The sequence below is a fragment of the Crenobacter caeni genome, assembly GCF_010435965.1.
GTDB lineage: Bacteria > Pseudomonadota > Gammaproteobacteria > Burkholderiales > Chromobacteriaceae > Craterilacuibacter > Craterilacuibacter caeni.
Genome location: NZ_JAAGAA010000013.1, coordinates 81,296 through 100,365 on the forward strand (window position 1 = coordinate 81,296; position 19,070 = coordinate 100,365).

Sequence of the window (19,070 nt, forward strand, 5' to 3'; positions counted from 1 at the left end):
GGTGTCAGCGCGCCTTGGGTTGGGCCGGCGCGACCATGCCCATCGAGATCGCGTACTTGAGCGCCTCGTCGACGGTCATCGCCAGCTCGCGGGTGTCCTTGCGATCGACCATCACGAAGTAACCCGACGTCGGGTTGGGGATGGTCGGCACGTAAACGCCGATGAAGTCGTCACCGACGTCGGCGAGCGCGCGGGCGACGCTCTCGGGCAGCGAGCCGGTCTGGAACGCGACCGTCCACATGTCCTGGTGCGGGAAACGCACCAGCATCGCCTTCTTGAACGACTGCCCGCTGTCGGAGAACAGCGTGTCGCTGACCTGCTTGACGCTGCTGTAGATGCTCTTGACCACCGGGATACGCACCAAGAGAGCGTCCCACGCGTCGAACAGCTTCTGGCCGAGCACGTTGGCGGCGACCATGCCGGTGCCGATCAGCACCAGCACCGACAGCACCACGCCCAGGCCCGGCACGTCGAAGCCGAACAGGCTTTGCGGGCGCAGCGCATCGGGCAGCAGCACCAGCGTCTGGTCGAGGGTGCCGACGATCATGTCGAGCACCCACCAGGTCACCGCCAGCGGCAACCAGATCAACAGGCCGGTGACGAGGTAGCCCTTGAGCGTCAGTTTGATATGGGTCATCGCTTAGCCGCAACCACCGCAGCCGCCGTCGCCGCAACTGTGTTTGCTGCCGCTGTTCTTGAAATCGGTCTGGTACCAGCCGTTGCCCTTGAGCTGGAAGCCCGCGCAGGACAGCAGCTTGGCATAGTCGGCACTGCCGCACGACGGGCAGGCGGCGACCGGCGCGTCACTCAGCTTCTGCAGGTGTTCGTGCTGTTCGCCACACTTTTCACAGCGGTATTCGTAAATAGGCATCAATTTCTCCAGCACTGGCATTGTGCAGTGCAATAATACATATGGATTGCTGCACCGCAACCAGGACGCGGCGCATATCGGCTCGCGGGCCACCCGGACATGAACCGGGCCGCAAACCGCGCATTATAACCGACTGAACAGGCAATACAAAAACGCAGCCGAAAAATGCCGGACATCAAGTTGTCACGCCGCGTCGGCACGCTAAGGCACAGACAAGCGCAAGGAGAACACATGAACATGGCACTGAAACCGCTCGCCGGCAAGAAAGGACTGATCGTCGGCATCGCCAACGAGCACAGCATCGCCTACGGCTGCGCGCGCAGCATGCAGCTGGCCGGCGCCGAACTCGCCGTCACCTACCTGAACGAAAAGGCCGAACCCTACGTGCGCCCGCTGGCGGAGTCGCTGTCGGCCAGCATCGTCGAGCCGCTGAACGTCGAGACCCCCGGCCAGACCGAAGCGCTGTTCGCGCGGATCGGCGAGCAGTGGGGCCAGCTCGACTTCATGGTGCACTCGATCGCGTTCTGCCCGATGCAGGACCTGCACGGCCGCGTCACCGACTGTTCGCTCGACGGCTTCCTGCGCGCGATGCGCGTGTCCTGCTACTCCTTCATCGAACTGGCCCGCCACGCAGAACCCTTGATGAAGGAAGGCGGCGCGCTGCTGACGATGAGCTACTACGGCGCCGACAAGGTCGTCGAGAACTACAACATCATGGGGCCGGTCAAGGCGGCGCTGGAGAGCACCACCCGCTACCTCGCACACGAGCTCGGCCCCAAGGGCATCCGCGTGCACGCGGTCTCGCCCGGCCCGCTGAAGACCCGTGCGGCCAGTGGCATCGCCCACTTCGACGCGCTGATCGACGAGGCCAAGCAGCGCGCGCCGCAGCACAAGCTGGTCGACATCGAGGACGTCGGCCACACCTGCACCTTCCTGGCGTCCGACTACGCGCGCGCGCAGACCGGCCAGACCGTCTACATCGACGGCGGCTTCAACATCATGGCCTAAACCGGAGGACAGGCAAGCGATGACATACGACGACAACGCCTTCTCCGGCATCCTCGCGCAGGCGCGCGCCAACGGTCCGGTCAGCATGGCCGTCGCCCACCCGTGCAGCCGGGAATCGCTGCAGGGCGCGCTGGAAGCCGCCGACCACGGCATTGCCACCCCCACCCTGGTCGGCCCCGAATACAAGATCCGCAAGCTCGCCGACGAGCTTGAGCTGTCGCTGGACGGCATCGAGCTTGTCGACGTACCGCACAGCCACGCCTCCGCCGAGAAGGCGGTCGAGCTGGTGCGCAGCCACCGGGCCGATATCCTGATGAAGGGCAGCCTGCACACCGACGAATTCATGACCGAGGTGCTCGCCCGCTCGACCGGCATCCGCACCGACCGCCGGATCAGCCACGTCTTCATCATGAAGGTCGAAAGCTACCCGCGTTACCTGTTCATCACCGACGCGGCGATCAATATCGAGCCCGACCTCACCACCAAGCGCGACATCTGCCAGAACGCGATCGACCTCACCCACGCGCTGGGCATCAAGGAGCCCAAGGTCGCGATCCTGTCGGCGGTCGAGACGGTGACCCCGGCGATCCGCTCGACCATCGACGCGGCCGCGCTGTGCAAGATGGCCGATCGCGGCCAGATCAGCGGCGCGCTGCTCGACGGCCCGCTCGCCTTCGACAACGCGATCTCGCACGCGGCGGCCGACACCAAGGGCATCCACTCGCTGGTGGCCGGCGAGCCGGACATCCTCTTGGTGCCGGACCTCGAGTCGGGCAATATGCTTGCCAAGCAGCTGACTTACCTCGCTGCCGCCGCGTCGGCCGGCATCGTGATGGGCGCGCGCGCGCCCATCGTGCTGACCAGCCGCGCCGAGGACGCGCACGGCCGCCTGGCATCCAGCGCCGTCGCCAACGTGCTGGCCCGCCAGCGCCGGCCGGGGGACCGCCTGTGAAGCACACACTGATCGCGGTCAATGCAGGCTCGGCGACGCTGAAGTTCCGTGCCTACCAGGACGGTGCGCTCGTCGCGCGCGGGCTGATCGACCGCATGGGCATGAGCGGCAGCACGCTCACCCTGCACGCGGCCGACGGCGCCACGCTCGACACGCAGCCGGTCGGCGCGAGCCGCGAGGCGGCCGCCACAGCGATGCTGGACGCGCTGGGCGCGGCCGGCCTCAGGCCCGACGCGGTGGTGCACCGCGTGGTGCACGGCGGCGGCGTCTACACCGACGCGACCGAAATCACCGGCGAGGTACGCGCGGCGCTGGCGCGCTTCATCCCGCTGGCGCCGCTGCACCAGCCGGCCAGCCTCGCGGTGATCGACGCCTTCGCGCACACCCACCCCGAAATCCGCCAGATCGCCTGCTTCGACACGGCGTTCCACGCGGGGCAGGACACGCTGGCCACCCGCTTCGGCATCGCGCGCCACTGGCACGACGAAGGCGTGCGCGCGTACGGTTTCCACGGCCTGTCGTACGCGGCGATCACCCGCCAGTTGCCCGCCCTGGGGCTTGAGGACGCGCGCGTCGTCGTCTGCCACCTGGGCAGCGGTGCCAGCGCGTGCGCGATCCGCGCCGGACAAAGCGTCGCCTCGTCGATGGGGCTCTCCGCGCTGGAAGGGCTGATGATGGGCACCCGCCCGGGCCACCTCGACCCGGAGGTGCTGCTCTACTGGCAGGAGCGCCACGGCATGGACGTCGCCGCGATCCGCGACGAGTTGTACAAGCGCTCCGGCCTGCTCGGCGTGTCGGGCATTTCCGCCGACATGCGCGAGCTGCTCGCGAGCGACCAGCCACAAGCCGCCGAGGCGGTCGAGCTGTTCTGCTACCGCGTCGCGCGCGAGGTCGCCTCGCTCGCCGCGGCGATGGGTGGCGTCGACGCGCTGGTGTTCACCGCCGGCATCGGCGAGCGCTCGCCGGAAATCCGCGCGCGGGTGCTGTCGCGGCTCGCCTGGCTGGGCTTCACGCTGGATGCGGCCGCCAACGACGCGGGTGGCGCCAGGCTCACGGAGGCGGACAGCGCACGCCACGCCTGGGTGCTCGCCACCGACGAGGAAGGCGAGATGGCACGCGAGGCGGCACCGCTGCTCGCGTAAAACGTCCGCCCACGCAAAAGCCCCGCACCAGGCGGGGCTTTTGCGTATTCTGCTGGCCGGAGCCTGCTGGCTCCGTACCGCTCAGAATCAGGCCATGGCCTTGATCTGTGCGGACAGGCGGCTCTTGTGACGAGCGGCCTTGTTCTTGTGGAACACGCCCTTGTCGGCGATGCTGTCCATCACCTTGACGGACGACTGGAACACCACCTTGGCGGCGGCCTTGTCGCCAGCGGCAACTGCCTTGAGCACTTTCTTGACTGCGGAACGGAACGCAGTACGCAGGCTGGCGTTGTGCGCGCGCTGCTTGAGAGCCTGGCGTGCACGCTTGCGAGCTTGTGCGCTGTTAGCCATGAATCTTTCTCCTGATGAGCGGAATCTGAAACCCGCGATTCTATTCGTTAAGCACTGGTTTTGCAACAGGAATCCCGCCCGAGTAAACTCACGCCCTGTTGCATAAACGATAACAACGATTTTCCATGAATCTACTCAAGGCGCTGGCGGCTGTCAGCAGTTTGACCCTGGTCTCGCGCGTGCTGGGCTTCGTGCGCGACGCGATCATCGCCCGCGTCTTCGGTGCCGGTTTCGCGACCGACGCCTTCTTCGTCGCGTTCAAGCTCCCCAACCTGCTGCGCCGCATCTTCGCCGAGGGCGCGTTCTCGCAGGCCTTCGTACCGGTGCTCGCCGAGTACCGCCGCGAAAAGAGCGAGGACGAGACGCGCGCCTTCCTCGCGCATGTCGCCGGCCTGCTCACGCTCGCGCTGGTGGCAGTGACCGCGCTGGGCATGCTGGCCGCGCCGTGGGTGATCTGGATATCAGCGCCGGGCTTCGCGCGCGAGGCGGACAAGTTCGCGCTGACCGTCGACCTGCTGCGCATCACCTTCCCCTACATCCTGTTCATCTCGCTGTCGTCGCTGGCCGGCAGCATCCTCAACACCTGGCGCCAGTTCTCGGTGCCGGCGTTCACGCCGACGCTCTTGAACGTGTCGTTCATCGCCTGCTCGCTTTTGCTCGCGCCCTACTTCGACCCGCCGGTACTGGTGCTCGCGTGGGCGGTGTTCATCGGCGGCCTCGCCCAGTTGTGCTACCAGCTGCCCTACCTGAAAAAGATCGGTATGCTCGCCTGGCCGCGCCTGAACCTGAAGGACGCGGCTGTGTGGCGGGTGGTCAAGCTGATGGGGCCGGCCATCTTCGGCGTGTCGATCGCGCAGGTGTCGCTGGTGATCAACACCATCTTCGCGTCCTTCCTGGTCTCGGGCAGCGTGTCGTGGATGTACTACGCCGACCGCCTGATGGAGTTCCCGACCGGCATCCTCGGCGTCGCGCTGGGCACCATCCTGCTGCCTTCACTGTCGCGGCACGCCGCCGACAAGTCGGCCGAGGAATACTCGAAGCTGCTCGACTGGGGCATCCGCCTGTCGCTGCTCTTGGCCATCCCGGCGTCGGTGGGGCTGGCGGTGATGGCCAAGCCGCTGATTGCGACCCTGTTCATGTACGGCCGCTTCACCGAACTGGACGCCGAAATGACGCGCCAGGCGCTGGTCGCCTACGCGGTCGGGCTGACCGGGCTGATCATGGTCAAGGTGCTGGCACCCGGCTTTTACGCGCGCCAAGACATCAAGACGCCGGTCAAGGTCGGCATCTTCACTCTCGCGATGACGCAGCTGATGAACCTCGCCTTCGTCTGGCAACTGAAGCACGCCGGCCTCGCGCTGGCGATCGGCCTGGCCGCGCTGATCAACGCGGTCGCGCTCTTGGTGCTGTTGATTCGCCGCGATATCTACCGCCCGCAGCCGGGCTGGCCGGGCTTTGCCCTCAAGGTCGCGCTCGCCTCCGCCGCGATGGCCGGCGCGCTGTGGGCGCTGGAGACCTGGTTGCCGGGCAACTGGACCGGCCACGCCTGGCAGCGCGCGCTATGGCTGGGCGCCCACCTGTGCGCGGCGGCCACCGCCTATTTCGCCATCCTGTTCGCGCTAGGGCTGCGCCCGCGCCACTTCATGCGCCGCGAGGCATGAGCCCTCAGGCACGGGCAGAGGGAGCGCCGACCAGCCGGCGCAGCCTGACCCTCAGCGCGTCGAGGTAGGTGTAGACCACCGGCAGCACGATCAGCGTGAGCAGGGTCGAGGTGACCAGGCCGCCGATGATCGCCTGCGCCATCGGCCGCTGCGTCTCCGAGCCTTCGCCGCTGGCGAGCGCCAGAGGCAGCATGCCGAAGATCATCGCAAGGCTGGTCATCATGATCGGTCGCAGCCGCACGCGCCCGGCCTCGACGATCGCCGCGTCGCGCGGCGCGCCTTCGCGCCGCGCCTGGCCGATGAAGTCGACCAGCAGGATGCCGTTCTTTGCAGCAAGCCCCATCAGCATCACGATGCCGATCACCGAGAACATGTTGAGCGTCGACCCGCATGCCCACAGCGCCAAGAACACGCCGACAAACGACAAGGGCAGCGCGACCATGATGGTCAGGGGCAAGGTGAAGCTCCTGAACTGCGCGGCGAGGATCATGTAGATGAACACCACGCCGAGCGCCAGCGCCTGCAGCGCGTAGCTGAACGACTCCTGCATGTCTTGCCGCTCACCCTGCTGCGACAACTGCACCCCGGGTGGCAGCGGCGTGCCCGCGAGCAGGCGGTCGACATCGGCGAACACCGCCCCCGGCGAGCGCCCCTGCACGTTCGCGCTGATCGACACCTCGCGCATCAGGTCGACCCGCTCGATCTGGCGCGGCGTGCGGGCGTTTTCGGTATCCGCCAGCGCCGAGAGCGGCACCATCGCAGCGGTGCCGCCCGCGCCCGGTGCGGCGACGGTCAGCATCTCGAGCAAGGCGTCGGCACGCTCGGCCTTGGGCAGTTGCAGCACCACGTCGTAGTTCTCGCCATCCGGCGCCTCCCAGGTCGTCACCTGAGCGCCGGCCGTCAGCGTCGCCAGCGTCTGCCCGACCCGCGCCGGGTCGACCCCCAGCGCGGCCGCCGCGTCGCGGTCGACGCGCACGGTCAGCGCCGGGTCGGCTTCGTCTAGGCTGGTACTCACGTCGGACACCCCGTCCACGCGCCGGATGCGCTCGGCGAGCATCGCCGCAGTGCGCTCGAGCTCGGCGACGTTGCCGCCGCGCACGCCGACGTTCACCGGCTTGCCGCCCCCGCCGTGCTGGCCGAGCGCGGACACCTCGTCGACCTCGACGCCGGCGACCTGGCCTGCCAGCGCGCGCGCGTCACGCATCAGCGCGTCCTGGTCGCGCGTGCGCTCGGCGGCGCGGCCGATTTCGACCTTGACCCTCGCCTCGGTCTTGCCGGCGCCAAAGCGCCCGCCGGCGACCTTGATCTCGACCGAGCGCACCTCGGGCAAGGTGCGCAGCCTCGCCTCGACTTCGCGCGCCTTGCGCTCGCTGTACTCGAGCGTCGAGCCGGGCGGGGCCTTGAGCACGACGACGAACTCGCCCTTGTCGGCACGCGGCAGGAATTCGCCGCCGATCGCCGGCACCAGCGCGAAGCTGCCCATGGTTAACAAGGCGGCGACGGCGAGCACCGTCTTGCGGTGCCCCAGCGCCCAGCCAATCACGCCGACGTAAGCGCCGGCCAGACGGTCGAGCGAGCCTTCGAGCCAGTCGAGCACGCGCCCGAGCGGGCCGCGGTGGCGGTCGCCGTGGTGGTGCGGGTCGGGCCACACCGAAGAGAGCATCGGGTCGAGCGTGAAGCTGACCAGCATCGAAATCAGCACGGCGACGACCACGGTCAGCCCGAACTGGTGGAAGAACTTGCCGATGATGCCGCCCATGAAGCCGACCGGCAGGAACACCGCGACAATGGTCAGCGTGGTCGCCAGCACCGCGAGGCCGATCTCGTTGGTGCCGTCCAGCGCCGCCTGGCGGTGGTTCTTGCCAAGCGCGGCATGGCGCACGATGTTCTCGCGCACCACGATCGCATCGTCGATCAGAAGGCCGATCGACAGCGACAGCGCCATCAGCGTCATCAGGTTCAAGGTGAAGCCCAGCGCCCACACCGCGAACAGCGTGCCGATCAGCGAGATCGGCAGCGTCAGCCCGGTGATCACCGTGCTGCGCCAGCTCCCCAAGAACAGGAAGACAATCAGCACGGTAAGCGCAGCCCCCTCGACCAGCGACTGCCGGACCTCGGCGAGCGAGCGCTCGACGTCGTCCGACTTGTCGTAGGTGACGGTCACCACGGTACCGGCCGGCATCGCCGGCCTCAAGGCGTCCAGCGTACGCTTGACGCCCTCGGCGACCTCGACCACGTTGGCGCCGCGCGAGGCACGGATGTCGACGCCGACGCCGGGCTTGCCGTCGATCAGCGCGACCGACACCCGCTCGGCCTCGGCGTCGCGCACGGTGGCGATGTCGGACAGCCTCACCTCGCCGTCGGCGCGCCGGCTCACCAGCAGGTCGCCGAACGACGCGGGCGTCGTGAACTTGCCCTCGACGCGCAGGCTGCGCTCCTGCTCGCCGCCGCCCAAGGCGCCGGCCGCCCAGTCGCGGTTGCCGGCCGAAAGGGCAGAGGCGACGTCGTCGACGGCGACGCCCAGCGCCTCGAGCCGCGTCGGGTCGAGCTCGACGCGCACTTCGCGGCGCGCGCCGCCGAGCACCTTGACCTCACCGACGCCGCTGACCGTCTGCAAACGCTTCTTCAGCACATTGTCGACCCAGTCGGTCAGCGCGCGCGCGCCGGCCTGCGACGAATTGAACGACAACGAGATCAACGGCTCGTCGTTCGGATTGAACTGCGAGACCGCCGGCGTCTTCACCTCGCGCCTGAGCGTGCCCTGCACGCCGGAGACGCGGTCGCGCACCTCCTGCACCGCGAGGTTGGGGTCGGCGGAGAGTTCGAACTCGACGACCAGCGTCGAGACGCCCTCCATCGAGTACGAGCGGATATGCTTGATGCCGGCGATGGTGTTGATCGCCTCTTCCAGCGGGCGCGTGACCTCGCTCTCGACCACCTCGGGCGACGCGCCGGGGTAGGCGGTGGTCACCGCGGCCACCGGGAAGCGGATGTCGGGAAACTCCTCGACCGCCATCTTGCTGCCGGCAAACAGGCCCAGCACGGTCAGCGCGATCATCAGCACCGCGGCGAAGTAAGGGTTGTCGACGCTGGTACGGGTCAGCCACATCGCTCAGCCCCCCGCCGCGAGCGTCACCCGCTCGCCTGCGCGCAGGCCCTGCAACAGCAGCACCCGCTCGCCCGCACGCACGCCGTCGAGCGCGACGAGTCCGTTCGCCTCGTCTTCCAGCAGCAGCGTCACCGGCCGCGCCTTGAGCACGCCGCCCTCCACCACCAGCACGCTCGCGGCACCCTCCTTGCGCGATAGCGCCGGCGCAGGCAGCGCGACACGGTCGCTACGCTCGGCGAGCACGACGGCCCCCTTGGCGAACTGGCCGGCCTTGAGGCGGCCGTCCCGGTTGTCGACGCGCACGTAGACGTTGAAGCTGCGGCTGCCCTCGTTGGCGACCGGGTTGACACGCACCACCTGCCCCCACACCGGCGCGCCCCCCTCCACCGACAGCCAGGCTTTCTGGCCGGGCGCGATGGCCGACACCCGCCGCGCGGGCACGGCGGCGACCGCCTCGAGCACCGACAGGTCGGCGACCGCGAACAGCTTCTGGTTGCGCGACACGCTGTCGCCCGGGTTGACGCTGCGCCGGTACAGCACGCCGTCGATCGGCGAACGGATCTCGGTGTCCGTCAGCGCGCGGCGCGCGCGCGCAAGCTGCGCCGCCTGCGCGGCGAGGCTGCCCTCGCGCACCTGGTAGTCGCTCTCCAGTTCCGCGATGGCCAGCGCCGAGATGAAGCCCTGCCGGTAGAGTTCGCGCTGCTTTTCAAGCTTGACGCGGGCGAGCTCCAGCCGCGCCTTCTCGTTGGCGAGCTGCGCCTCCTGCTCGCGCACCGCCTCGGCAAGCAATTGCGCGTCGATGCGCGCGAGCAACTGGCCGCGGCGTACCCGCTCGCCCTCGCGCACTGCCACCGCCTGCACCCGCCCTTCGCCCTGCGCGGCCAGTTCGCTGGTCGACAACGCCGACAGGGTCGCGTTCAGGGGCACGCTCTCGCGCACCGTCGACACGCGGGCGACGGCGGTATCGGCCGCGGATAGCACTTTCACCGGCGCGGCCGCCTTCGGCGGCGCTTCGGTTTCGGCGCTGCAGGCGGCAAGCGCCGCGAGCAGCAAGGCAAGGGAGGCGCGGCGCGGCAGCGTCATCGACAAGCTCCAGAACTACGGTAAGGGGTCAGGCCGGCGGGTTGACCCCGCGCGGCAACAGCAGCCACAGGCTGCCCTTCTGTTTCATGCGGCCGGCGTACATGCCGGCCTCGGTGCCGAAGCCCCAGAAGAAATCGGCACGGTTGGCGCCGCGGATCGCGCCGCCGGTGTCCTGCGCCAGCATCACGCGGCGCAGCGGCGACGCGGTCAGCGGCCAGGTGGTGTCGAGGAACACCGGCACGCCCAGCGGCACGTAGCGCGGGTCGACCGCGACACTGTAGCCGTCGGTCAGGGGTACGCCGAGCGAACCGAGCGGCCCGCCGCCGGTTTCGCCCAGCCTGCGGAAGAATACATAACTGGGATTCACATTGAATAGTTCGTCCATGCGATTCGGGTTACGCTTGATCCATGCCTGGATGCCCTGCATCGACGCGTCGGCGAGCGTCAGCTCGCCGCGGTCGACCAGGTGGCGGCCGATCGACACGTAGGGGTAGCCGTTCTGCTCGGCATAACCGACGCGCAGCATCGAGCCGTCGTCGAGCTGGATGCGGCCCGAGCCTTGCACCTGCAGGAAGAAGAGTTCGACCGCGTCTTCGACCCAGGCGAGCACCTCGGTCTGGCCGACGCCCTGCCCGGCGCTGATCTGCGCGCGCGGGTAATAAGGCACGAAACGGTTGCCGTCGATCCGCCCCTTCAGGCGCGCGGTGCGGCTGTCGATCGCGAACTCGCGCGGGCGCGCGATGAGCTCGCCTTCGGACGCGCTCGTCTTGCCTTCGACCACCGCGTAGCGGTTGGCGCCGGCCGGGCGCAACACCAGTACGTCGCGTGCGCGCTGCGCGGGCGTCACGTCGGCGACCACGAGGTCGGCCGGCACCCCGTACACCGGGTAAGGCGTGCGCGCGCTCTTCACGCGGCTGCCGTTGAGCAGCGGCTCGTAGTAGCCGGTGATCAGGCCGGCGTCCTTGCCTGCCTCGACGATGCGCCACGGCGCGAACGACTGCTCGAAATAGCGGCGCACCGCTGCGCTGTCAGCCGTATCGACCGCAGCCGCCCCCGCGCACGCGCCGGCCCAGCCGTCGCGCCGCGCGAGCACGCGGCAGCTCTCGCGCAGCGCGTCCAGGCTCTTGGCGCGCTCGGCGTCCCCCCAGCCAGGCAGGCTCGCGAACGCGACCGGTTCGTAGCGCACGCCCTCGGGCGCGCCGGGGGAAGGTTTGCCCGGCGGCGCGATACTGGAGCACGCGGCAAGCCACAGGGTGAGGGAGAGCAGCAGGAAGGAAGTTCTTTTCATGGACAGGCGGCCCGCCAAGCGGGCGGAATTCTTGGGCAAACGGCGATTTTGCCGCCTGCCAGGTGGCAAGGACAAGCGCAAAAAACCGCCGGACGTGGCCGGCGGTTGGCTTGGCGTGGTTGTCTAGCGGCTCAGGACGCCGAGCCGGCCTCGTGCTCGGCGATCTCGGCGCGCACCTGGTCCATGTCGAGGCCCTTCACGGCCTGGATCAGCTGCTCGAACTGCGGCGCCATCATCGCGCCGGCCTGGTTGAACACCATGATGCCGTCACGCAGCGCGATCAGCGTCGGAATCGAGCGGATGCCGAAGTGGCCGGCGAGTTCCTGCTCTTCCTCGGTGTTGATCTTGCCGAACACGACGTCGGCGTGTTGTTCGGACGCCGCCTCGAACACCGGGCCGAAGCTCTTGCACGGGCCGCACCACGGCGCCCAGAAGTCGAGGATGACGATGCCGTCCTGCTTGACGGTGTCGTTGAAGGTGTCTGCGGTGATGTCGACGTAGGCCATGGCGGCTCCAGTTCCAGGGATGGGAGATGACGGCGCGTCAGCTGGCGCCGCCCTTTCCCCCTAGGTGGGGCGCGCCGCACCGCTTGCAAGCGGCCCACTGCATTGTTTTTGCCGATGGGCCCATAGCGTCAGCCAATGAAGGGCAGCGCGAGGAACAGCTTGATCACGATCGCGTTGGCGATGTCGATGAAGAACGCGCCGACCATCGGCACTACCAAGAAGGCTAGGTGGGACGGGCCGAAATGCTGGGTCACCGCCTGCATATTGGCGATCGCCGTCGGCGTCGCGCCCAGGCCGAAGCCGCAGTGGCCGGCCGCGAGCACCACCGCGTCGTAGTTGCGCCCCATCACGCGGAAGGTCACGAAGATCGCGTACAGCGCCATGGCCGCCGCCTGCGCGACCAGGAGCACAAAGATCGGCAGCGCGAGCGCGGCCAGGTCCCACAGTTTCAGCGACATCAGCGCCATCGCCAGAAACAGCGACAGGCTGACGTTGCCGACCAGCGACACCTCGCGCTCGAACACCTTGTGCACGCCGAGCGCCTCCAGCCCGTTGCGCAGCACCACGCCGACAAACAGCACGCACACGAAGGTCGGCAACTCGAACGGCGTGCCGCGGATCCAGCCGGAGAGCGCGGTTCCGCACAGCAGGCTGACCGCGATCAGCGCCAGCGTCTCGATGAAGCTGAACTGGGTGATCAGGCGCACATGGTCGGGCTGCTCGAAGCCCTGCGGCTCGTCGTCGGCGTTGTGCTCGGCGCCGGGCGCCTTCACCCTTGAGAGCAACAGGTGCGCGACCGGGCCGCCCAACAGGCCGCCCAGCACCAGGCCAAAGGTCGCGGTCGCCACCGCCAGTTCGGTCGCCGAGGGCAGGCCGTACTTGTTGGCGAACACCGCGCTCCACGCGGCGCCGGTGCCGTGGCCGCCGGAGAGCGTGATCGAGCCGGCGAGCAGCCCCATCAGCGGGTCAAGGCCGAGCAGCGTCGCCAGCGACACGCCGAGGATGTTCTGCACGACCAGCAGGCCGACCACCACGAACAGGAAGCGCGCCAGCGCCTTGCCGCCGCTGCGCAGGCGGGCAAGGTCGGCCAACAGCCCGATCGACGCGAAGAATGCCAGCATCAGCGGGGTCTGCAAGGCGGTGTCGAAATGCACCTCGGTACCGGTTGCCGAGCGCAGCGCGAGCAGGCCCAGCGCGACCAACAGGCCACCTGCGACCGGCTCTGGGATGTTGAAATTGCGCAACACAGACACCCGCGCGACGATCATGCGCCCGGCCAACAGCACCAGCGACGCGGCGACCAGCGTGCCGTAGAAATCCAGATCCATTAATCATGCCTCCTGTATTTTTGTTGTAGCCGGCGCCATGCCAGACCGCTGCTCATGCCTTGCGGTGGGTGATACGCCAGCACTGATGGATCTTGCGGTTGCGGAAGTCCTCCGGCACCGACTGCGCGCTGATGTCGCGCACCGCGTAACGTGCCTCGAGCGACGGCTCGAGCGTGAAGCTCCTCAGGTTGTTCGAGAAATAAAGCACGCCGTCGTCCGCGAGCAGGTCCATCGCGCAGTCAACCAGCCGGGCCTGGTCGCGCTGCACGTCGAGGATCTCCAGCATCTTCTTCGAGTTGGAGAAGCTCGGCGGGTCCATCACGATCAGGTCGAAGCGTTTGTGGTCGCGCGCGGCGTCGTCGAGGTACTGGAACACGTCGGCGCGCACCAGATGGTGGCGCGCGAGGTCCACCCCGTTGAGCTCGAAATTGCGGCGCGTCCAGTCCTGGTAGGTGTTCGACAGGTCGACCGTCTCCGACGAGACCGCGCCGCCGGCCGCCGCGTACACGCTGAAGCTGCCGGTATACGCGAACAGGTTGAGGAAGCGCTTGCCGGCGGCCTCTTCGCGCACGCGCCGACGGGTGTTGCGGTGGTCGAGAAAGAGGCCGGTGTCGAGATAGTCGTCGAGGTTGACCCAGAAGCGCTGCCCCTGTTCCAGCACGACGAAGTCGCGGCCCTGCGCGTCGAGCTTCTCGTACTGCTGGACGCCCTTCTGGCGGCGACGGGTCTTCACCGCGATGGCCTCGCTGGCAATGCCGGTCACCTCGGCGATCGCGCCGAGCGCGGCATCCAGCCACGCCTGATAGGCGTCGTCGTCGATCTGCCAGCCGGTGTCGTATTCGTAAACCTGCGCGCGGGTGCCGTAGAGGTCGACCGCGAGCGGAAACTGCGGGATATCGCGGTCATAAATGCGCCAGGCTTCGATCTCCTGGCGGCGTGCCCACTTGGCCAGATGCTTGTAGTTCTTGGCCAGGCGGTTCAGAAAAGGCGAGACGTCGACCATATTGCCTCCTGCTGCGTGAACGTCGAACGCAACAGTATAACAAACCGGTCAAGCCCCCCCTTGCCTGGCTACTCCTCGGTGCCGTACAGCGCGACCAGCTTGCGGTAGACCGGTTCTGCGACGTACTGGCGGATCACCTTTTCCCAGCCGTCCGGGCCGACCAGGCCCTTGACCATGGTCGACGACACTTCGGCGTACTCGCGCGGCGGCAACAGGAACACGGTGGTGATCTCGGGGTGCAGGTCCGAGTTGATATAGCGCATGGTGCGCTCGTACTCGTAGTCGCTGGCGGTGCGGATGCCGCGCACGATGTAGTTGGCGTCGATGCTCTGCGCGTAGTTGACCAGGAACTGGTTCTCGAACACCTCGATCTTCAGCTTGTCGAGGCCGCGGGTGACCGCGCGCAGCATCTCGGCACGCTCCTCGACGCTGAAGGTGCAACGCTTCTCGGGGTTGACGCCGATGGCGACCACCAGCTCGTCGAAGAGCTCGACCGCCTCGCGGATCATCCACAGGTGGCCATTGGTCACCGGGTCGAAGCTGCCGGCGTATACGGCACGTTTCAAGGCGTCCCCCTTTATGCTTATTAAATGACAATCGGCACACTGTAACGCCGACGCTGGGCAGGGGCAAGCCGTCTCTGCTGCAATGCAAAAGCCCCGTGCACGGCACGGGGCCCGGGCGTCACCCAAGACGACGCTTACGAGATTTCTTCGGCGAAGTGGCAGGCAACCTGGTGGCCATCGACCTCGCGAAGCAGCGGCACCTCTTCCTGGCAGCGCGCCTTGGCGAACGGGCAGCGTTTATGGAAGGCACAACCGGTCGGCGGGTTGAGCGGGCTGGGCAGCTCGCCCTCGATCTTGATCTTGACCCGCCTGTCCTCCGGGTGGATCGACGGCGTCGCCGACAGCAGCGCGCGGGTGTACGGGTGGCGCGGCGCGCCGTAGATCTGCGCCTTGCTGCCCATCTCGACCGTGCGCCCCAGGTACATCACCATCACGTCGTCCGCTACATGCTCGACCACCGACAGGTTGTGCGAGATGAACACGTAGGCGGTGCCCAGCTCCTGCTGCAGGTCCATGAACAGGTTGAGCACCTGCGCCTGGATCGACACGTCAAGCGCCGAAGTCGGCTCGTCGGCGACCACGATCTTCGGGCGCAGCATCATCGCCCGCGCGATGGCGATGCGCTGGCGCTGGCCGCCGGAGAACATGTGCGGGTAGCGGTAGTAGTGCTCGGGGCGCAGGCCGACGATGGACATCATCTCCTTGACGCGCGCCTCGCGCTCGGCGGCCGTGAGGTCGGTGTTGATCAGGAGCGGCTCGGCCAGCTGCACGCCGATTTTCTGGCGCGGGTTCAGCGACGCGTACGGGTTCTGGAACACCATCTGCACCTTGCTGCGCAGGCTGCGGATGTCGGCTTTGGCGCCAGCGACCACGTCGACGCCGTCCAGTTCGAGCGAGCCCGAGGTCGGCGTCTCGATCAGCGTCAGCGCGCGCGCCAGCGTCGACTTGCCGCAGCCGGACTCGCCAACCACCGCCAGCGTCTTGCCCGCCGCAAGCTCGAACGATACCCCGCCCAGCGCGCGCACCACGCCGTTCGGCTTCATAAAGCCCTGCGAGACCTCGTAGTGGCGGGTCAGGTCGCGGGCACGCAATACGGTCTCGCTCATCGTGCGGTCTCCTTGTTCAGTAGCGGGTAGTGGCAGCGGTACGCACCCTCGCCGTGCGGGCTCAGCGCCGGCCGGTCTTGCCGGCAATTGGGCTGCACATACGGGCAGCGCGGCGACAGCAGGCAGCCTGCCGGGCGGTCGTACTGGCCGGGGACGATGCCCGGCAGCGTCGAGAGTCGGCTCGCGCCCTTGCTGTGCTCGGGAATCGACGAGAGCAGCGCCTCGGTGTACGGGTGCACCGGCTGGCGGAAGAGTCCGGGCACGGCCCCCATCTCGACCACCTGCCCCGCGTACATCACCGCGACGCGCTGTGCGACTTCGGCGATCACCGCCAAATCGTGCGTGATCATGATCAGCGCCATGTTCTGGCTCTTCTGCAGCGACACCAGCAATTCCATGATCTGCGCCTGGATGGTCACGTCGAGCGCGGTGGTCGGCTCGTCGGCGATCAAAAGCTTGGGCTTGCACGCGATCGCCATCGCGATCACCACGCGCTGGCTCATGCCGCCGGAGAGCTGGTGCGGGTAGGCCGACAGCCGGCTCTCGGCGGCCGGGATCTCGACCATCTGCATCAGCTCGAGCGCGCGCGCCTTGAGCGCGGCGCCCCTCAGGCCCTGGTGCACCTTCAGCACTTCCATGATCTGGTAGCCGACGGTGTAGCTGGGGTTCAGCGACGTCATCGGGTCCTGGAAGATCATCGCGATGTCCTTGCCGACGATCTTGCGGCGCTCGCGCGCGCTGATGGTCAGCAGGTCCTTGCCGTCGAACGACAGCTTGTCGGCGACGATACGGCCCTGCCCTTCGAGCAGGCCCATCATCGCCATCATGGTCACCGACTTGCCCGAACCGGACTCGCCGACGATGCCGACCAGCTCGCCCTCGTTCACCGTCAGGTCGAGGCCCTCGACCGCGTTGAACGGAGCGTCCTTGCGGCCGAACTGCACGGAGAGGTTCTTGATTTCCAACAGGCTCATTTTGCTCTCCTTAGGCTGCACGCTTGAGTTTGGGGTCGAGCGCGTCGCGCAGCCCGTCGCCCATCAGGTTGATCGCCAGCACCGAAAACAGGATGGTCAGGCCGGGCATGGTCACCACCCACCACGCGCGCTCGATGTAGTCGCGCGCGGAGGCGAGCATGGTGCCCCACTCCGGCGTCGGCGGCTGCACGCCAAGGCCGAGGAAGCCCAGCGCGGCGGCCTCGAGGATGGCCGAGGAGAAGCTCATCGTCGCGTGCACGATCAAAGGCGCCATGCAGTTGGGCAAGACGGTCACGAACATCAGGCGCAGCTTGCCGGCGCCGGCGACGCGGCTGGCCGTCACGTAGTCACGGTTGAGCTCGGTCAGCGCGGAGGCGCGGGTCAGGCGCACGTAGCCCGGCAGCGCGACCACCGCGATCGCGATCATGGTGTTGATAAGGCCCGGCCCGAGGATGGCGACGATGGCGACCGCGAGCAAAAGCGCCGGCAGCGCCATCATCACGTCCATCAGCCGCATGATCGCGGGACCGGCCACGCGCGGGAAGAACGCGGCGACCAGGCCCAGCGCGATGCCCGGGATCAGCGACATCAGCACAGACGAGACGCCGATGAAGAGCGACAGCCGCGCGCCGTGGATCAGGCGCGACAGGATGTCTCGGCCGAGCTCGTCGGTGCCCAGGAGGTAGGCGCTCGAGCCGCCCTCCAGCCAGGCCGGCGGCGTCAGCAGGTGGTCGCGGAACTGCTCGATCGGGCTGTACGGCGCGACCCACGGCGCGAAGATCGCCGCGAAGAACACCACCAGCATGAACAGCATGCCGGCGACCGCGCCCTTGTTGAAGGAAAAGCCCTGCCAGAATTCCTTGAGCGGGCTGGGGTAGCTGACCGCCACGTCGTCGGCCGTGGCCTGAAGGGCGCTGTTGGCTTGCGTCATGGTTGCTTCCTTATTTGGCGTGACGGATGCGCGGGTTGGCGATGCCGTACAGGATGTCGACGATGAAGTTGGTCAGGATCACCAGGGTGGCGACGATCAGGATGCCGTTCTGCACCACCGGATAGTCGCGCCGGCCGATCGCGTCGATCAGCCACTTGCCGATCCCCGGCCACGAGAAGATGGTTTCGGTCAGCACCGCGCCACCCATCAGCACGCCGACTTGCAGGCCCATCACGGTCAGCACCGGGATCAGCGCGTTGCGCAGGGTATGCACGAAGATCACGCGCGCGGGCGACAGGCCCTTGGCGCGCGCGGTACGCACGTAGTCTTCCTGCATCACTTCCAGCATCGACGAGCGGGTCATCCGCGCGATCACCGCCAGCGGGATGGTGCCCAGCACGATGGACGGCAGGATCAGGTGCATCAGCGCGTCCTTGAACGCGCCGGCGTTGTACTCGGGGTCAGCGGCTTCGGCACGCCACGCGTCGATCAGCATGAAGCCGGTGTCCGGCGGAATGTCGAACATCAAATCGAGCCGGCCCGACACCGGCGTCCAGCCGAGCGACACCGAGAAGAACATGATCAGCACCAGGCCCCACCAGAAGATCGGCATCGAGAAGCCGGTCAGCGAGATGCCCATCACACCGTGGTCGAACAGCGAGCCGCGCTTGATCGCGGCGAGCACGCCGGCCAGCAGGCCGACTACGCTGGCGAACAGCATCGCGCACAGCGCAAGCTCAAGCGTCGCCGGGAACAGCGTGGTGAATTCGGCCCACACGTTCTCGCGGGTCACCAGCGACTGGCCAAGATCCCCCCGGGCCAGGTTGGAGAGGTAATCGAAATATTGCGCGTAAAGCGGCTTGTCCAGCCCCAGCCGGTGCAGCGCTTCGGCGTGCATCTGCGGGTCGAGCGAGCGCTCGCCCATCATCACCTCGACCGGGTCGCCCGGGATCATCCGGATCAGGCCGAAGGTCAACAGCGTAATGCCGAAAAACGTCGGTATCAGCAAGCCGAGCCGACGAAGGATAAAAGTGAACATCATTTCTCTCCCGGCACCGGGTGCCGATTCCATTCCCCTTGAAGCCCCGGGCGCAATCCCCGGGCCTTGGGCCGGGGTAACCCCGGCCCGCCAAACGCGGGCGGCAGGCTCTTGACTGGCTGCTCGCCCGCGCCGCTGCCGCCGGTTGCCCG

The 19,070-nt window shown here is 67.7% G+C and carries 18 protein-coding genes; 4 read left to right on the top strand and 14 right to left on the bottom strand.

The window, feature by feature from the left end; translation table 11 throughout:
* Positions 1–4: 4 nt before the first annotated feature.
* Positions 5–637: a DUF502 domain-containing protein gene (locus tag GZH52_RS13905; RefSeq protein WP_163317218.1), complete on the bottom strand. Its 633-nt coding sequence runs from the start codon at positions 635–637 to the stop codon at positions 5–7.
* 3 nt (positions 638–640) lie between these two features.
* A complete protein-coding gene (locus GZH52_RS13910; protein WP_163317220.1) occupies positions 641–871 on the bottom strand; it encodes an FmdB family zinc ribbon protein in 231 nt (76 codons plus the stop codon).
* 231 nt (positions 872–1,102) lie between these two features.
* Here GZH52_RS13910 and fabI point away from each other — a divergent pair, with 231 nt between their 5' ends.
* The 3 genes from fabI to GZH52_RS13925 are packed head-to-tail and all read left to right on the top strand — an operon-like array spanning position 1,103 to position 3,973.
* A complete protein-coding gene (gene fabI / locus GZH52_RS13915) occupies positions 1,103–1,879 on the top strand; it encodes an enoyl-ACP reductase FabI (protein ID WP_163317222.1) in 777 nt (258 codons plus the stop codon).
* A 19-nt stretch (positions 1,880–1,898) separates the two neighbouring features.
* Positions 1,899–2,831, top strand: a complete 933-nt coding sequence (locus GZH52_RS13920; RefSeq protein WP_163317224.1) for a phosphate acetyltransferase — start codon at positions 1,899–1,901, stop codon at positions 2,829–2,831.
* Positions 2,828–3,973 (top strand): acetate/propionate family kinase, encoded by a 1,146-nt coding sequence (locus GZH52_RS13925; protein WP_163317226.1) that lies wholly within the window; start codon positions 2,828–2,830, stop codon positions 3,971–3,973. Before GZH52_RS13920 ends, GZH52_RS13925 begins: the two co-directional genes overlap by 4 nt.
* An 87-nt stretch (positions 3,974–4,060) precedes the next feature.
* Here the strand turns inward: GZH52_RS13925 and rpsT are convergent, their stop codons facing one another.
* The gene (gene rpsT / locus GZH52_RS13930) at positions 4,061–4,324 is read right to left on the bottom strand and encodes a 30S ribosomal protein S20 (RefSeq protein WP_163317228.1); all 264 of its coding nucleotides are present in this window, start codon (positions 4,322–4,324) and stop codon (positions 4,061–4,063) included.
* Between the two features lie 125 nt (positions 4,325–4,449).
* Here rpsT and murJ point away from each other — a divergent pair, with 125 nt between their 5' ends.
* A complete protein-coding gene (gene murJ / locus GZH52_RS13935; protein WP_163317230.1) occupies positions 4,450–5,985 on the top strand; it encodes a murein biosynthesis integral membrane protein MurJ in 1,536 nt (511 codons plus the stop codon).
* Between the two features lie 4 nt (positions 5,986–5,989).
* On the opposite strand, the gene GZH52_RS13940 is transcribed toward murJ, so the two are convergent.
* The 11 genes from GZH52_RS13940 to GZH52_RS13990 all read right to left on the bottom strand — a co-directional run bounded on the left by GZH52_RS13940 (position 5,990) and on the right by GZH52_RS13990 (position 18,918).
* Positions 5,990–9,094, bottom strand: a complete 3,105-nt coding sequence (locus GZH52_RS13940; RefSeq protein ID WP_163317232.1) for an efflux RND transporter permease subunit — start codon at positions 9,092–9,094, stop codon at positions 5,990–5,992.
* Between the two features lie 3 nt (positions 9,095–9,097).
* Positions 9,098–10,177 carry an efflux RND transporter periplasmic adaptor subunit gene (locus GZH52_RS13945; protein WP_163317234.1) on the bottom strand — a complete coding sequence of 360 codons (1,080 nt, stop codon included), beginning with the start codon at positions 10,175–10,177 and terminating at the stop codon, positions 9,098–9,100.
* Between the two features lie 28 nt (positions 10,178–10,205).
* Entirely contained in the window at positions 10,206–11,465 is a 1,260-nt protein-coding gene (gene mltA / locus GZH52_RS13950; RefSeq protein WP_163317236.1) for a murein transglycosylase A, read from the bottom strand.
* A 131-nt stretch (positions 11,466–11,596) separates the two neighbouring features.
* Positions 11,597–11,971 (bottom strand): thioredoxin, encoded by a 375-nt coding sequence (gene trxA / locus GZH52_RS13955; RefSeq protein ID WP_163317238.1) that lies wholly within the window; start codon positions 11,969–11,971, stop codon positions 11,597–11,599.
* Between the two features lie 128 nt (positions 11,972–12,099).
* The gene (gene gltS, locus GZH52_RS13960) at positions 12,100–13,299 is read right to left on the bottom strand and encodes a sodium/glutamate symporter (protein ID WP_163317240.1); all 1,200 of its coding nucleotides are present in this window, start codon (positions 13,297–13,299) and stop codon (positions 12,100–12,102) included.
* Positions 13,300–13,351: 52 nt separating this feature from the next.
* Complete coding sequence (locus tag GZH52_RS13965; RefSeq protein WP_163317242.1) at positions 13,352–14,302, bottom strand: class I SAM-dependent methyltransferase; 951 nt, start codon at positions 14,300–14,302, stop codon at positions 13,352–13,354.
* 68 nt (positions 14,303–14,370) lie between these two features.
* Positions 14,371–14,868 (bottom strand): pantetheine-phosphate adenylyltransferase, encoded by a 498-nt coding sequence (coaD, locus tag GZH52_RS13970; RefSeq protein WP_136553335.1) that lies wholly within the window; start codon positions 14,866–14,868, stop codon positions 14,371–14,373.
* 134 nt (positions 14,869–15,002) lie between these two features.
* Positions 15,003–15,974, bottom strand: coding sequence for a peptide ABC transporter ATP-binding protein (locus tag GZH52_RS13975; protein WP_163317244.1), 972 nt, complete (start codon positions 15,972–15,974; stop codon positions 15,003–15,005).
* On the bottom strand, positions 15,971–16,948 hold the full coding sequence (locus tag GZH52_RS13980; protein ID WP_163317246.1) for an ABC transporter ATP-binding protein: 978 nt from the start codon (positions 16,946–16,948) through the stop codon (positions 15,971–15,973). Before GZH52_RS13980 ends, GZH52_RS13975 begins: the two co-directional genes overlap by 4 nt.
* Before the next feature lie 10 nt (positions 16,949–16,958).
* Positions 16,959–17,879 (bottom strand): ABC transporter permease subunit, encoded by a 921-nt coding sequence (locus GZH52_RS13985; RefSeq protein WP_163317248.1) that lies wholly within the window; start codon positions 17,877–17,879, stop codon positions 16,959–16,961.
* A 10-nt stretch (positions 17,880–17,889) separates the two neighbouring features.
* Complete coding sequence (locus tag GZH52_RS13990; protein WP_163317250.1) at positions 17,890–18,918, bottom strand: ABC transporter permease subunit; 1,029 nt, start codon at positions 18,916–18,918, stop codon at positions 17,890–17,892.
* Positions 18,919–19,070: the final 152 nt, after the last annotated feature.